The 15,148-nt window shown below is 62.4% G+C and carries 11 protein-coding genes and 1 pseudogene; all 12 read right to left on the minus strand.

Features of this window, described 5'->3' with window-relative positions:
* Positions 1–113 precede the first annotated feature (113 nt).
* The 12 genes and pseudogenes from BB934_RS03670 to BB934_RS50835 all read right to left on the minus strand — a co-directional run bounded on the left by BB934_RS03670 (position 114) and on the right by BB934_RS50835 (position 15,087).
* Positions 114–524 (minus strand): helix-turn-helix domain-containing protein, encoded by a 411-nt coding sequence (locus tag BB934_RS03670; RefSeq protein ID WP_237050174.1) that lies wholly within the window; start codon positions 522–524, stop codon positions 114–116.
* A 390-nt stretch (positions 525–914) separates the two neighbouring features.
* A complete protein-coding gene (locus tag BB934_RS03675; protein ID WP_099508420.1) occupies positions 915–1,850 on the minus strand; it encodes an acetamidase/formamidase family protein in 936 nt (311 codons plus the stop codon).
* Positions 1,851–2,386: 536 nt separating this feature from the next.
* Entirely contained in the window at positions 2,387–4,318 is a 1,932-nt protein-coding gene (locus BB934_RS03680; protein ID WP_418294728.1) for a potassium transporter Kup, read from the minus strand.
* Entirely contained in the window at positions 4,305–4,772 is a 468-nt protein-coding gene (locus BB934_RS03685; RefSeq protein WP_099508421.1) for a hypothetical protein, read from the minus strand. The genes BB934_RS03680 and BB934_RS03685 overlap by 14 nt, the downstream gene beginning before the upstream one ends.
* Positions 4,773–4,937: 165 nt before the next feature.
* The gene (locus tag BB934_RS03690; protein WP_099508422.1) at positions 4,938–5,630 is read right to left on the minus strand and encodes a response regulator; all 693 of its coding nucleotides are present in this window, start codon (positions 5,628–5,630) and stop codon (positions 4,938–4,940) included.
* Positions 5,627–8,308 carry a sensor histidine kinase gene (locus BB934_RS03695; protein WP_099508423.1) on the minus strand — a complete coding sequence of 894 codons (2,682 nt, stop codon included), beginning with the start codon at positions 8,306–8,308 and terminating at the stop codon, positions 5,627–5,629. The genes BB934_RS03690 and BB934_RS03695 overlap by 4 nt, the downstream gene beginning before the upstream one ends.
* 45 nt (positions 8,309–8,353) lie before the next feature.
* The gene (gene kdpC, locus BB934_RS03700) at positions 8,354–8,953 is read right to left on the minus strand and encodes a potassium-transporting ATPase subunit KdpC (protein ID WP_099508424.1); all 600 of its coding nucleotides are present in this window, start codon (positions 8,951–8,953) and stop codon (positions 8,354–8,356) included.
* A 14-nt stretch (positions 8,954–8,967) separates the two neighbouring features.
* Positions 8,968–11,025 (minus strand): potassium-transporting ATPase subunit KdpB, encoded by a 2,058-nt coding sequence (kdpB, locus tag BB934_RS03705; RefSeq protein ID WP_099508425.1) that lies wholly within the window; start codon positions 11,023–11,025, stop codon positions 8,968–8,970.
* Between the two features lie 10 nt (positions 11,026–11,035).
* A complete protein-coding gene (gene kdpA / locus BB934_RS03710) occupies positions 11,036–12,745 on the minus strand; it encodes a potassium-transporting ATPase subunit KdpA (RefSeq protein WP_099508426.1) in 1,710 nt (569 codons plus the stop codon).
* A 9-nt stretch (positions 12,746–12,754) separates the two neighbouring features.
* A complete protein-coding gene (gene kdpF / locus BB934_RS03715) occupies positions 12,755–12,844 on the minus strand; it encodes a K(+)-transporting ATPase subunit F (RefSeq protein ID WP_099508427.1) in 90 nt (29 codons plus the stop codon).
* A 478-nt stretch (positions 12,845–13,322) separates the two neighbouring features.
* A complete protein-coding gene (locus BB934_RS03720) occupies positions 13,323–14,297 on the minus strand; it encodes a magnesium transporter CorA family protein (protein ID WP_099508428.1) in 975 nt (324 codons plus the stop codon).
* 128 nt (positions 14,298–14,425) lie between these two features.
* Positions 14,426–15,087: pseudogene (locus BB934_RS50835) on the minus strand (DUF6766 family protein).
* Positions 15,088–15,148 lie beyond the last annotated feature (61 nt).

The raw sequence follows: 15,148 nt of genomic DNA on the forward strand, positions 1-15,148 counted from the left end.
TGTCCGGTTCTCCGAGGAAAGCTGCACTTGAACTCAGATCGCACGAGGTGACAGCATTTGCTGCAGTCGGATCAGGTAAGTCAGGATTGGATAATTTGGCTGACATGCAGGAGCTAGACGATTCCCCAAGCCCGATAGCGGCGTCGGCCGGTCAACTCTCTTGGCAACGCACCGCCCAACTGCAGGAGCATCAGGTCCACAGCCTTGGGTGTCACTTTGAGCAGTTTCGCGCCCAGCGGCACCGTCACCAGAGGGCGCGACAGGAATAGGTTCACGAGCCCAGGCAGACTGGAATTGCTGCGGCATTTATCGGCCACACGGTTCATGAGCTGTTGAGCGAGGATCAGCCTCTCCAGATCCTTGTTCGCGATCTCAACGGCCTCTTCGAGCACCTGGCAGAAACCCTGCAGCTTTTCGAGGGTCCCTTCCCTGCCCTGCGGCCGGAATTTCGATTGCTTGAACCCAGCGGCCAACGGCAGGAGATGACTTGTCAGTCCTCGAGCCCGGAGGATCGATGCGGCCATGATCAACTGCAGCGAAGCTGTCGGGTAACAGACGTTGATGCTCTACCGAGTCTCTTGCCGGCCTCTTACTATAGGCTGTTTATGGCGTAGCTTTTGGACACATGACTGAGCTGACCGCCTCAACTTGTGGGTGGTACAAAGCGCGATTTTCTGAGACCAGTGCGACTTCCATCAACTTATACTGGCGGCGGATCATGGGCTTGAATGTGGAAAGTACTTTTGTGCCGAGCTGGTTTGCACACGCACCCCACTCGCGGCCAAAGCCGGGTTTACACCCCCTAGCCACCTTCCACAGCTGGTCGGCGACCTCCATCAGCGGACTGGCCCATCCTGCTTGGAATTATCTGTGTTTGGTACTCAAGAGCCGATTGTGCCTGAACCGTGCACCTGTCAGCCAAGCCAGTCCAGAGTTGAATCCGGCTTCCGGAGCCAGGTTTTAGCGACGCGGCAAACGACGGTGTAAGCCGGGTTGAACACGTTGCCGATCTCATAGCGCACCACTTGTCCCAGAAGATGGCTGGCAGAAGTGGGATCCAGGCCGAAACTCTTCCCAAGCCAGTTCAACATCTCTGTCGTTGCGTGCTGGAGCGCCTGGTCCAGCGGACGGGCATTGCCGACCGTGAAGATATCCGAAGCTGTCTCGCCACGGGGCCAGCCGTGATTGGCATTCTTCTTCAGCCGCACGGTGAATTCGATCTCGAACGAGGTCTCGATCCCGGTGCCGACAATTTCGCCATCCCCCTGGCATGCATGCCCATCGCCCAAGAAGAACAGGGCACCGGACTCGAACACCGGGAAGCAGGCAATTGCTCCTGGCGCAAAGCCTCTGAAGTCCATGTTACCGCCATGCCGACCGCTCGTGGCCGTGGAGATCGCCTGCCCCATGCCAGGGGCCACTCCGAAGCACCCGATCATGGGGGCCAAAGGCAAAACAAGATCCGCCACCGCGGTGGGCGGCTCCATCAAGCGCACAGTGTGAGCGTCCCGATCAATGGCCCACTCAACCCGGTGCCGTTCAGGCAGTCGGGGCAGGATCTCCGGATCAACCACGTTTGGGGCGAGTAGGGAATAGGTCCAGCCCGTGTCCCGCGTTGGCGTCATGCGTTGGATCTGCACGATCAGCGCGTCGCCGGGCTCTGCCCCTTCCACGAAAAAGGGCCCTGTCATGGGATTAGGCCTGGGAGCGCGTTCCACATGTTCGTGGTCACGTCCAGCGGCATCAATCGTAGTGGTGATGACCGTGTCGCCATCAGTGATCCGCAGGACCGGATCTCGAGCACCCAAAACGTTGTGATAGCCTGCCGGAACGAACCGATGGTGGGCCACGTGTCAACTCCTCAAACTCATGCGCGTTGTACATCATGTGAGTTGCAAGAGCCATAAGGCTGCTCTGATCATCACTCGGTCGATCGGCTGTTAGCCGCCCTTACCATTCGATGCGACCGCGCTGGCCGCCCTACGCCCCCTGATCAACCCGAACTCTCCTGTCGGCGGGAACCAGCTACTCTTAGGACTTGTGAAACCGTTCTGGAATTTGGGGATTACTGGCAGGGTTTGTGTCGTGACGCGACAACCGCGTGATCCGGGCGCCATCCACCAACGGCTCTAAATCAGCCTCGAGGGTACCAGCTTCCTCCTGCGGATACACTTCTCTGCCTTTGACGTGGAGAGCAAACGTCTTGAGATGCGTCGCCTTTACGGGATCCTTGATAGTCAAACTGAGCCTTTAGGCGTGGTCTCGTGAAGGTCAGCTTACCCGGTAACTGCGGAAGTTCGGCTTTCGTCTGCCTCGTGCCAGTTCCGGACCTCCACGAGTGCGAGGCCGTGCCTTGCTCCGTGAGGTTTCCCAGGTCGATCTGAGCTCATACCGTCACCTGGGTTCCGACCTCGACCACGCGACCTGTCGGGATTTGAAAGAAGTCGGTGGCGTCGCTCGCTGACTTGGCGAGGCTGATGAACAGCTTGTCCTGCCAGAATGGCATCCCGCCGTGCACCGACGGCCTGATGGAGCGCCGCGAGACGAAGAATGACGTCGTCATGATGTCGAACTTAAACCCCTGCTTGCGCAGGAGGGCAAGACCCCGTGGAATGTTGGGGGCCTCCATGTAGCCGAAGCTCATGGTCGCTCGCCAGAATGAGCCCCCGAGATGCTCGATCCGAACTCGCTCGTTATCCGCGACGCGCGGCGCATCCTCGGTCTTCACTGTCAAGACCACGTTCTGCTCATGCAGGATCTTGTTGTGCTTGAGATTGTGCAGCAGGGCAGCGGGGGCGGTGTCGGGATCGCTCGTCATGAACACAGCGGTGCCTCTCACCCGATGTGGCTGGCTCTTCTCCAGCATGCCGATGAGCTCAAGCAGTGGCACGTCAACCTTCCGGGTCTTCTCGAACAGGATGCGCGTCCCACGCCGCCACGTCATCATGAGCGTGACGAGCAGCGCACCGACGAGGAGTGGCATCCAGCCCCCCTGCGGGATCTTGAGGGCATTGGCCGCCAGGAAGATCATGTCGACAAGGAGGAAGGGCACGATCACGGCGACAGATGCCCAGAGCGGCCATTTCCAGAACCGCCAAACCACGAAGAAGGCCATGATGGCCGTCACCACCATGGTGCCCGTCACGGCGATGCCGTAGGCGTGTGCCAAGGCGCTTGAACTCCTGAACATGATGACCAGGAACAGGACCGCCAGCAGGAGAAGGAAGTTCACCTTCGGCACATAGATCTGGCCCTTCTCGGTCTCGGAGGTCCAGCGAATCTCCATCCGCGGCAAGAGGCCGAGCTGGATCGCCTGTTGAGTCAAGGAGAAGGCGCCTGTGATGACCGCCTGACTGGCGATGATCGTGGCGACGGTCGCCATCGCCACCATGGGAAGCAGCGCCCAATCCGGATAGAGCAGGAAGAAGGGGTTCTCGATCTTTCCCGGATCCGCGAGCAGCAGCGCGCCCTGACCGAGATAGTTCAGGGCAAGGCAGGGCAGCACGAAGCCGAGCCAAGCGGTCTGGATGGGCCGCCGGCCGAAATGGCCCATATCGGCGTACAGCGCCTCGGCGCCGGTGACCGCCAGGAACACGGCCCCAAGGGCGAGAAGCCCGGGCGTGCCGTGGGTGGCCAGGAACGCGATGCCGTACGTGGGACTGATCGCAGCCAGGATGCTGGGGTCGTCGGCGAGATGAAGGATTCCGCCAAGAGCCATCAAGGCGAACCACATGGCGGTGATCGGTCCGAACCAGGCCGCGACCCGAGCGGTCCCGTGGCTCTGCACCGCGAAGAGACCGATCATAATCACGAGGCTGAGCGGCAGAACATAGTGCTCGAAGGCTGGGCTCGCGAGCTTGAGCCCTTCGACGGCCGAAAGCACCGAGATGGCCGGGGTGATGATGGCATCGCCATAGAACAGCGCCGCGCCGACCATGCCGAGGAGTGCGATGACGAGGATATTGTGGCCCATGGCCCGCTGCGCCAGCGCCATGAGGGTGAGCGTACCACCCTCGCCGTTATTGTCGGCGCGCAGGATAAAGAGCACGTACTTGATCGTCACGATGAAGATCAAAGCCCACAGAATGAGCGATACGATCCCGAACACCATCTCGCGCGTGACGGTGCCTCCGGCAGCCGCGGCGGCGAGCGATTCCTTGAGGGCATAAAGAGGGCTCGTGCCGATGTCGCCGTAGACGACGCCGAGCGTGCCGAGCGTCAGCATCCAGAAACTGGATCGATGCGGTTGGAGCTGGGCTCCAGGTTCCACCGAATGGGATTGGCTTGGAGCCGTCACGATCATGTTATCGTTCTGCATCACGGCTCATGCGGTTGGCCAGCGTATGTCCGATCCTCCTAAAAGGGGTGACATTGCTGGGAGCGAGACCTTGGGTCTTTCGGAGCTGGGCCTGAACAAGGGCGCCGAGGATTGCGAGCGCCGGGTTGTCGTGCTGGAACTCGGCCACGTCCTCAATCCAGTTGATGGCCAGGTCGCGAACGCAGATCGCACAGTTCCAGCGGCTGTCATCGCAGGACAGGCGATGAATTGCCCAGTCGGGCAGTTCCCAACCGATCAGCCAGAACCCCAGGTCGACCCAGGCCTCTGCCGCGACCAGCCGCTGCACGAGATCGTTGAGCCTGATCGCCGATGTGAGCCGCGGACACGCGTATTCCAGCACGTCTGACACGAGGCTGCCCGTCGGCTGGGAAGCCGCCTCGATCCGCGACATGAGGGAGCGGAGCTCCCGTTCCAGATTTTGCTTGGGCCACATCTCGACTGTCCAGACGGGTCGGGACCATGGCCGGCAATCCGTGCACCAATGCCAATAAGCCGTCCCACCCCTTCGACCAGACATGGCCAAGGCCGCATAAAAAATCGATTGGGAAGTGAGAGGTCCGATATAAAGACCGTATAAAGACGTCGCCTCAGGCGCAGCCTATTCCGCATCCAGCAGACGATAGCCGATGCCCGGTTCGGTCAGGATGAAGTGGGGATCGGATGGGTTTGGTTCGATCTTCTGCCGGAGTTGGCCGACATAGACCCGCAGATACTGGGTATCGTTCTGGTGGGCGGCGCCCCAGACGGCAGTGAGAATCTGCTTGTGCGTCACCACCTTGCCCGCATGGCTCGCCAGGAAGGCGAGAAGGTCGAACTCCTTCGGGCTCAAGTTCACCTCCGTCCCCTGCCAGGCGACCCGACGCCGAGGAACGTCGATTTCCAGTCCTCCCACGCTGACGACGGGCGTCTCGCCCTTGCGCTGCATGCGGTGGCGCAGGGCCGTCCGCAGGCGCGCCATGAGTTCCCCCATCCCGAACGGCTTGTTGACGAAGTCATCCGCACCGAGATCGAGGGCGGCGATCTTCTCGGCTTCCCTGTCACGGGCCGAGAGCACGATGATGGGCACATCGGACCACTCGCGGACACGGACGATGACGTCCTTGCCGTCCATGTCCGGCAGCCCGAGATCGAGCACAACGACGTCAGGCGCATCGGCAGCGATGCGCTTCAACCCGTCAGCCGCTGTTCCGGCGCTGATCGTCTGGTAGTCATTCGCTTCAAGAGCCGGCTTGAGGAAACGATAGATCGCCGGCTCATCGTCGATGACGAGCACACGTATCGGCACAGTCATGGTGTCTTTCCCTCAAGCGGCAATCGGATCGAGATGCACGTGCCGTGCCCGTTCGCCACCGGGCTCTCCGCCGCAATCGATCCGCCATGCGCGTCGACGATGCCTTTGGCGATGGCCAATCCCAGCCCCGTGCCTTCGCCCCCGTCACCGACCTGCTCACGGCCGCGGGCAAATTTCTCGAAGACCTTGGAGAGAAGGCTTTGAGAGATTCCTGGCCCGTTATCAGTCACCGACAACACGATTTCATCATTCTCGCGATGTGCCTCAAGGTCCACTCGCGCATCAGAGCCCGCATAGCGAACCGCATTACCGACGATGTTGGCCATGGCCTGATCGATCAGGGATGGATCAGCGAGAACGAAGGGAAGTTCCGGACTGATCTTGACGTGGAAGGTTTGGGTTGCCCCTCGCCGCTTGACGAGAGCGACCACCCGGTCGAAAGCCTCCCGGATATCGACCCAATCGCGGCGAAGCTCCAGGGCTCCAGCCTCGACGCGGGTCATTGACAGGAGGTTGCGGACCATTCGGTCGAGATGCTCGGCTTCGTCCTTCACCTGCTCCAACAGGTCCTGGCGCGCGAGCTCCGGCAGTTTCGGCCCGTAGTCGATCAGGCTGGTCGCCGCCCCGAGAATGGAAGCGAGCGGCGTCCGGAAGTCATGGCTGATCGAGGCCAGCAGCGTATTGCGGACCCGTTCGGTCTCGGTGGCCGTATTCGCGGCCGTGATCTCCCGCGCCAGCCGAGCCCGCTCCAGGGCCGCGGCTGTCAATTCCGCCACGGTCTCCGCCAAGGTGCGGATGTCCCCGTCAGGCGCAGCCCCGTCCACGGCGATGCCCAGTACTCCGACGCGGCCATGGGACGACCGCAAGGGAAGGAAGAGCCAGCGCGCCGATGGCAGCGTTCCCGTTCCGGCGCCGGCGGCCTCGTCCTTCTCGTAGGCCCAGCGCGCCGCCGAGACGGAGGCCGTGTCGAGCTGGTCCTCCGGCGGCCAGGAGGCTGCAAGCTCAAGGTTATCGTCCTGGGGAAGGAGGATCGCAACGGGACGATTGAGATAGCCGTTCAGTTCGATGACCGCGCCCTCAGCCACGGCGCTCGCATCAGGGAAACTCGAAAGCCGGCGGGTGAATTCGTATAGGCGCCGCGTGGCTCGGGCCCGGCTGACCGCGGCTGCTGCCTGCTCCCGGGCCCGTCCGGCCAGGGCCGAGGTCAGAACGGCCGCACCGAGAAAGATGAACAGGGCCAGCAGTTCGTGTGGGCGGGCGACCGTGAAGGTGTAGACCGGATCGATGAAGAAGAAATTGTAGCCCAAGAATGACAGGATCGAGCTGACGACGGCAGGCCAGATCCCGAACCGCACGGCCGCGAACAGCACGGCCACCAGAAACACCATGGAGATGTTCGGCAGCGAGACGATGGACGTCATCGCCAGCCCGACCGCAATCGCCCCAGCAACGGCGAGCGCCGACCACAGGAAAGGCGCCCAGGGCTGATCCGGCTTCATTCGTGGCATCCAGTCCCGCCACCAGGCGCCCCGGGGTTGCCCCGCTTTGGCAGTCACGACGTGAATGGCGATGTCCTCGGAGTGATGAACCAGTTGGTGCGGCAGCGAGCGCCCGAGGAGTTCGGACCACCAGCCGCCCCGGGACCGTCCTACCACGATCTGAGTGACGTTCTCAAACCGGGCGAGGCGCAGAAGCTCCTGGACGATGTCGGCGGCAACCAGCGTCTTCGCCTCGTCGGCACCCAGTTGGGTTGCAAGCTGAAGCGTCTGGTCAAGGCGATGCCGCCTTTCACTGCCCAGGCTCTCGCCAGGACGTTCGACGGTCACGACCAGCCAGGGCGCACCGATGGCGTCCGCCAGACGCTTCGCATGGCGCACGACCGCCGGGGAGATGTCATCGGCGCCGACACAGACGAGGATGCGTTCCCCTGCCGCCCACGGGCCCTCGACCCCGCCGCCCTGCATGCGTTCGAGCAGGTCGCTGTCGATGCGCTCGGCGGCCCGCCGCAATGCCAATTCCCGCAGCGCCACGAGGTTGTTGGGACGGAAGAAGTTGTCGACGGCGCGCACCGCTGTGTCCTGCACATAGACCCTTCCCTCCGCCAGCCGCTTGAGGAGCTCATCCGGTGGCAGGTCGATCAGGATAAGCTCGTCCGCCTCGTCGAACACGGCATCGGGCACCGTCTCGCGCACGCGGACCCGGGTGATCCGTTGGATGACGTCATTGAGGCTTTCGAGATGCTGGACGTTGAGCGTTGTCCAGACGTCGATCCCCGCTGACAGAAGTTCCGCAATGTCCTGCCATCGCTTCGGATGGCGGCTGCCAGGGGCGTTCGTGTGGGCGTATTCATCAACAAGGAGGAGCCGTGGACAGCGTTTCAGGGCAGTGTCGAGATCGAACTCCTGCACCATCCGTCCCCGGTACGGTACGGACAGACGGGGCAGGATCTCGAAGCCGTGCAACAGGTCTTCCGTTTCCTGACGCCCATGGGTCTCGACAAGACCGATGACGACGTCAACGCCGCCCTCCAAAGCCGCGCGGCCGGCCTGGAGCATGGCATAGGTCTTCCCGACGCCGGGGGCTGCCCCAAGAAAGATCTTGAGACGGCCCCGCCCTTCTCGGTTGGCCAGCGTGAGCAGCGCATCCGGCGATGCGCGGGGCGTCTCGGTCAGGGCCATCAGGATGGGGCCTCCGTTGCCTTATGGTAGATCATCGTCATCCTCTCAAGAACCCTGCCAGTCGAGTGCCTGGTTGACCCGCAAAACATTGACCCGACGCTCTCCGAGAACCCCGAAGGTCCGTCCCTCGGTCGAGGCCTCGATCAGTTGCCTGACCTGAGCCTCAGGAAGGTTTCGAGCGGCGGCAATCCGGGCCGCTTGCGCCTGCGCGTAGGCAGGAGAGATGTGCGGGTCGAGGCCGCTGCCGGACGTGGTGACGGCATCGCCGGGAATGGGCGCCGTCAATCCGGCCCCACGCCAGACCTCGGAGGAGGCCGCCAAGCGCTCTGCCAGCCTCGAGGAGGTTGGCCCCAGATTGGATCCTGTCGAGGCCGCCGCGTTATAGGGCGCATCCACAATCTTGGACGGATCGGTCGGATCGGGTGCACTCGTGGCCGAGGGACGCGGCCAGAGATAACGGTCGGACCTGAAAGACTGCCCGATCAGCGTGGAGCCGATGACATGGCCATCCTTGACAACCAGGCTGCCATTGGCCTGCGCGGGGAAGAGAGCCTGACCAATGCCAGCAACGGCGAAGGGATAGGCAAGCCCCGTCAGGGCCGCGAACAGCAGGAGCAGAGTGAGCGCGGGACGAAGATGAGACATGTTCGGTTCCTAATTTAAGCCCAGCCGATCGCCGTGACGGCGAGGTCGATGATCTTGATACCGACGAAGGGCACGAGAAGCCCGCCAAGGCCGTAGATTAGGAGATTGCGCCGCAGCAGGGTTGCAGCCCCGAGCGGACGGTACGGAATGCCGCGCAAGGCCAAAGGGATCAGCGCGACGATGATGAGGGCATTGAAGATCACCGCCGACAGGATGGCGCTCTGCGGCGTCGACAGCCCCATGACGTTAAGCGCCCCAAGCTGCGGAATCGCGGCCACGAACAGCGCCGGGATGATGGCGAAGTACTTGGCGACATCGTTGGCGATGGAGAACGTGGTCAGCGAACCGCGGGTCATCAGGAGTTGCTTGCCGATGCCGACGATTTCGATGAGCTTCGTCGGGTTGGAATCGAGATCCACCATGTTGCCTGCCTCGCGGGCCGCCTGCGTGCCGGACTGCATCGCGACGCCGACGTCCGCTTGCGCCAGGGCCGGAGCATCGTTCGTGCCATCGCCGCACATGGCGACCAGACGGCCCTCCGTTTGAGCCCGACGGATATAGTTGAGCTTGTCCTGTGGCGTCGCCTCGGCGATGAAGTCGTCGACGCCTGCCTCCGAGGCAATCGCCGCCGCAGTCACCGGGTTGTCGCCGGTCACCATGACGGTGCGGATGCCCATGCGGCGCAATTCCGAGAACCGCTCCTTGATGTCGGGCTTGACCACGTCCTTGAGATGGATGACGCCCAACAGACGACTTCCGTCGGCAAGCCCAAGCGGCGTGCCGCCCGAGCGGGCGATCCGGTCCACGGCGGCCGCGAAGCCTTGATCCGCCACACTGCGCCCACCGGCATCGCGCACGAAGCGAAGCACGGCGTCGACCGCTCCCTTGCGCAGCCTCCTGCTCGCGAGGTCGACGCCGGAAAGACGGGTCGTCGCGGAGAACTCCATGAAGCGGGCATCCTCCGGGGGTTGTTCCGGTGCTTGCAGCCCGTGCTTCTCTTGCGCCAGTGCCACGATGGAGCGGCCTTCCGCCGTCTCGTCCGCGAGGCTGGCCAGCAGCGCGGCTTCCGCTGCTTCACGCTCCGTGACGCCGGAGACCGGGATGATCTCCGCCGCCATGCGGTTGCCGAAGGTGATGGTGCCCGTCTTGTCAAGGAGCAGCGTATCGACGTCGCCGGCCGCCTCCACGGCGCGGCCGGACATGGCGAGCACATTGAAGCGGATGAGGCGGTCCATGCCGGCAATGCCGATGGCCGAGAGCAGGCCTCCGATCGTTGTCGGGATCAGGGTGACAAGCAGAGCCACCAGAACGGGAACCGGAACGTCCGCTCCGGAGTAGCGCCCGAACCCTGCGAGCGTCACCACGGCAATCAGGAAGACGATGGTCATGCCCGCCAGCAGGACATTGAGGGCAATCTCGTTCGGCGTCTTCTGCCGCTCGGCCCCTTCCACGAGGGCGATCATCCGATCCAGGAACGAGGAACCGGGTGCCGCCGTGATCTTCACGACGAGCCAATCGGAGATGACGGTTGTGCCACCGGTGACGGCGGAGCGATCACCGCCGGATTCGCGAATGACGGGAGCGGACTCGCCCGTGATGGCCGCTTCGTTCACCGAGGCGATGCCTTCCACGACTTCACCGTCACCCGGGATCAGGTCCCCGGCCTCGACCAGCACGAAATCCCCGATCTCGAGATCGAGAGCGGGCACCATGGCATGGAGTTCCTTGCGCTCCTGATCATAAAGCCGCTTGGCAACGGTTTGCGTACGGGCCTGGCGCAGCGTGTCGGCTTGGGCCCGGCCGCGACCCTCGGCGACGGCTTCGGCGAAGTTGGCGAAGATCACCGTGAACCAGAGCCAAGCTGCGATCTGCCCCGTAAAGAAGGCAGATGCACCTGTCATAAGATCGCGGGCGAAGAGGATCGTGACGAGAAGGGCCACCACCTCCGTGACGAAGATCACCGGATTACGAATGAGCTTTTCAGGATTGAGCTTCTTGAACGAATCGAGGATAGCCTGACGCAGGATCGCTCCGTCGAACATCGATACGGTCGGTTGAATATGTTTGCTCATGGAGCACCTGTCAGAATGTTTTGCCGGCCAGCATCAGCATCTGCTCGGCGATGGGGCCGAGAGCGAGCGCCGGGAAGAACTGAAGACCACCGAGGATCAGGATCACGCCGATCAACAGGCCGATGAACAGCGGCCCATGGGTCGGAAATGTGCCCGTCGAGGATTCAAGCCTCGTCTTCGCCGCGAGCGAACCTGCAATCGCCAGCATCGGCACGATGTAGGCGAAGCGACCGAGCAGCATCGCAAGCGCAAGGGTCGTGTTGTACCAGGCCGAGTTGGCGGTCAGTCCCGCGAAGGCTGAGCCGTTGTTTCCTGCTGCCGACGAGTAGGCGTACAGGATCTCGGAAAGGCCGTGCGGTCCAGTATTGAGCAGACCTGCGAGGCCCTGGGGAATGATGGCTGCGACCGCCGAGAATCCAAGGATCGCGGTCGGCAGGATCAGGACGGCGAGCATGGCCATCTTGACCTCCTTCGCCTCGATCTTCTTGCCGAGATATTCCGGCGTGCGGCCCACCATGAGACCGGCCACGAACACGGCGATGATCGCCATGATCAGGATGCCGTAGAGCCCGGATCCGACGCCGCCCGGCAGGATCTCGCCGAGCTGGATCAGGAACATGGGAACCAGTCCGCCGATGGGTGTGAAGCTCGCATGCATGGAATTGACCGCACCCGTCGACAATCCAGTGGTGACGGCCGCCCACAAGGAGGAGAGTGCAAGCCCGAAGCGAACCTCCTTGCCCTCCATGTTGCCATCGGCCGGATTGACGCCTGCCGCGTGCAGCATCGGTGTTCCAAGCGCCTCGGCCGAATAGGTGATGGCAATGCCGGCCACGAGCAGGATACCCATGACCCAGAGCAGGGCCCGCGCCTGCCGGCTGTCCCCGACGAGGCACCCGAAGGCGCACACAACGGCGACTGAGATCACCAGCATCTGCCAGATCTGTACGAAGTTCGTCAGCGCTGTCGGATTCTCGAAGGGATGCGCTGCGTTCACGTTGAAGAAGCCACCACCATTGGTGCCGAGCTGCTTGATCGCGATCTGGCTCGCAACGGGTCCTATGGCGATGGTCTGCTTCGCACCTTCGAGCGTCGTGGCATCGACGGAGGCCAGCAGGGTCTGTGGGAGCCCCAGTGCCACGAGCAAAAGCGCGGTCGCGAAAGCAAGCGGGAGGAGGACATAGAGTGTCGAGCGGGTCATGTCGGCCCAGAAGTTGCCGACTGTGTTCGTGTTGGAGCTAGCAAACCCGCGGACCAGGGCCATCGCCAGGGCAAGGCCTGTGGCCGCGGACAGGAAGTTCTGCACCGTCAGCCCGGCCATCTGCGAGAAGTGGCTCATGGTCGTCTCACCACCATACGATTGCCAGTTGGTGTTCGTGACGAATGAGACGGCGGTGTTGAAGGCAAGATCCGGCGAGAGGCCCCCGAAGCCTTGAGAGTTGAACGGCAGCAAACCCTGCATTCTCAGGATGGCGTAGAGCAACAGGAACCCTGCTCCGTTAAACAGCAGCATCGCGAGTGCGTATCCGCGCCAGTCCTGCTCGCGGGCAGGATCGACGCCTCCCAGGGCATAGAAGCCTCGCTCGATGGGACCGAGCACCGGCGACAGGAACGTGTGCTTGCCGGCATAGACCCGCGCCATGAAGGCTCCCAAGGGGATTGCTGTCAGCAGGACGGTTGCGAGAATGACGGCGATTTGAAGCCAGCCATTGAGTGTCATGACGGACTCCTAGAAGCGTTCCGGCCTGACCAGCGCCAGGACCAGGTAAGCGGCAAGGCCAAAGGCGACGGTGCCGCCCAGGATGAGATCGAGGGACATTGAGAGGCCTCCCTCAAAGCCGCTCGGCCACGCGGGCATACAGCGCCATCAGCGCAAAGAACCCGAGGCCGAGGAGGAGATAGACAAAGTCGTACATGACAGCACCCTACAGTGAGTGCCGGAAGCTACGCCCGAAGCGCATCAAGTTTCGATTGGGAAGTCGAACCGAGAATATAAGGGCGGCATAAAGGACGAGCCAAACGTTCAGTGGCCCAAGGCTCGGGTTACGGCAAACCGGGAATTGCCCTTCCGTCAGGACTATCTCTTGTTTCCTCTATAAGCAGACCGTCGGCATCCCTCCCGAATGTGCCATTACGTAACACTCGGGGTTCATCGCAGACGGGACCTCAGCCGGCCAAACAGTGTGTTGCGCGTCTTGGATCGAGACCGGGGGAAATCGTGCTGTTGGTCACGAACTGATGGTTTGGAGGCGCTGCGGATGTGAGATGCACGCGGGCGAACGAGGAGGAATTGGGGACTAGAACCAACCTCGCCATTTGAACCAGATCAGGGGAATGATGGCACTGACAAGGATCAGGGCCAACCCGAACGGATAGCCCCAAGCCCAGTCGAGTTCCGGCATGAACTTGAAGTTCATGCCATAGAGGCCGGCAATCAGCGTCGGCGGGATCCCCACCACCGAGGCAATGGTCAGCACCTTGAACAGATTATTCTGCTCGATCGTGATGTAGCCCAGCACGGCATCAAGCAGGAATTGCACCTTGCCCGAGAGATGCGCCTCGTACTCGTTCAGCGAGGTCACATCCTTCAACACCGCCCTGAGCCGCACCCGGAACTCCGGCGTGATCCAACCCTCACCGATATCGCGAGCAAACGACGCGATCCGGCCCACTCCGAGCAGCACATCCCGTGCCTGCGAGACCCTCTCGCCAATCGCCCCGACGGCGCTCAAGGTCATCCGCAGAGCATCGGTCGAGCGGACCGTATGGCTCCGGTGGGAGGGGTTGCCGCGAAACACCTTGCGGGAGATCTGGTCGAGTTCGCCGCGCAGGCCTTCCAGCACGTCCGCTCCTCGGTCGACGATGGCCTCGAGCAACGCGGTGAACACCCCAACGTTCGTGGCCAGGGATGGATCATGATGGATCTGCTCCGCAACCTGGTCGAACGTGGAGAGTTTGACGAACCGAACCGTCACCAGCACGGTCGGCGACAGAATGAATCCGACTGGCGACAGGAAAGCCTCAGGTGTGTCGCTGCGGCCAAGGATAGGCGTGCTGAGATAGATCACGCCACGGTTCACCTGCAAGCGGCTTGAGGCTTCGATCTCACTCAGGGCTTCTATGGTGGGCACCTGGATGTGGGTCCGGCTCTCGACGAAGACCTTCTCTTCGTCTGTCGGATCGAAGAGGTCGATCCAGATCACCTCGCTGGGTAGCTCCAGCGAGGCGCTCTCGCGCACAGACCCGGCCTCATCACGGTAGATCGTCAGCATGTTTCCCAGCCCAGGCCGCCCATCCCTTCACGACGTGATGTCGCTGATATAGGGCCGTATCCCCTTCGATCATACGGGCTGGTGCGCCGGGCGGAGTCTAGGGGCGGCCTGATCCGATCGGCTCTGGCTCAGTGTCCGGTCATGGCATGCGGGGCGGCCACGGGCTTCGACTCAGGTGAGCCGCGTTCCCGCAGGTAGATGCCCAACACCAGCAGCACGGCGGTAGACAGGAACTCGCTCTGCCAGTTCTGAAAACTCTCATACCAAAACTCCGGCTCCGCCAGCATCTCGGCCATGGTTTTCACCGGCTGATGATGCTGGAGCGCCTCCTCGTTCGAACGTCGGGTACTGCCCGCCAGATGGAACCAGAAAGACAAGGCGAACAGCGTCACGAGGGCCAGGCTGAGCGAGTGCGAATAGAGCCTCAACAACAGACCACCCCTGTGGACGGCCCCGGTACATCCGGTTCCCCACGCCGATGACGGGGTGGTTCGTCCTCGGGATTGGGCTCGTCGGGCTTCTTGGACTCGGGCGAGCCCTTCTGGAACAGGAACACGGTCAGCAGCACGTAAGCCGCCATCTGGAGGAACTCGCTCTCCCAGTTCTCAAAGGTCGCCGAGATGAAGTGGCCGGCCGTCAGGTAGTCGATAAGACCGATCTCGGGAAGCTGATGAAGGCGGAGCTCCTCCACGTGGGCCCTCCAGCCTGTGAGCGCCTGGCCGAGGAAGGAGATCAGGAACAGGGCAAACAACGTGATCGACAGCCCATTATTCCGCAGGAACTGTCGCATCCGCCTGGCCTCGCGTTTGTTGAACCTTACAGAGCAGAAACCCGGAATGGGAATTTTTAGG

Origin of the sequence: Microvirga ossetica (assembly GCF_002741015.1) — a bacterium.
In the GTDB taxonomy this organism is placed as follows: domain Bacteria; phylum Pseudomonadota; class Alphaproteobacteria; order Rhizobiales; family Beijerinckiaceae; genus Microvirga; species Microvirga ossetica.

Coding starts and splice junctions, on each gene's coding strand:
- BB934_RS03670 (WP_237050174.1), bottom strand. CDS start 524: ATGGCCGCATCGATCCTCCGGGCTCGAGGACTGACAAGTCATCTCCTG.
- BB934_RS03680 (WP_418294728.1), bottom strand. CDS start 4,318: ATGCAGAACGATAACATGATCGTGACGGCTCCAAGCCAATCCCATTCG.
- BB934_RS03685 (WP_099508421.1), bottom strand. CDS start 4,772: ATGTGGCCCAAGCAAAATCTGGAACGGGAGCTCCGCTCCCTCATGTCG.
- BB934_RS03690 (WP_099508422.1), bottom strand. CDS start 5,630: ATGACTGTGCCGATACGTGTGCTCGTCATCGACGATGAGCCGGCGATC.
- BB934_RS03695 (WP_099508423.1), bottom strand. CDS start 8,308: ATGGCCCTGACCGAGACGCCCCGCGCATCGCCGGATGCGCTGCTCACG.
- kdpC (WP_099508424.1), bottom strand. CDS start 8,953: ATGTCTCATCTTCGTCCCGCGCTCACTCTGCTCCTGCTGTTCGCGGCC.
- kdpB (WP_099508425.1), bottom strand. CDS start 11,025: ATGAGCAAACATATTCAACCGACCGTATCGATGTTCGACGGAGCGATC.
- kdpA (WP_099508426.1), bottom strand. CDS start 12,745: ATGACACTCAATGGCTGGCTTCAAATCGCCGTCATTCTCGCAACCGTC.
- kdpF (WP_099508427.1), bottom strand. CDS start 12,844: ATGTCCCTCGATCTCATCCTGGGCGGCACCGTCGCCTTTGGCCTTGCC.
- BB934_RS03720 (WP_099508428.1), bottom strand. CDS start 14,297: ATGCTGACGATCTACCGTGATGAGGCCGGGTCTGTGCGCGAGAGCGCC.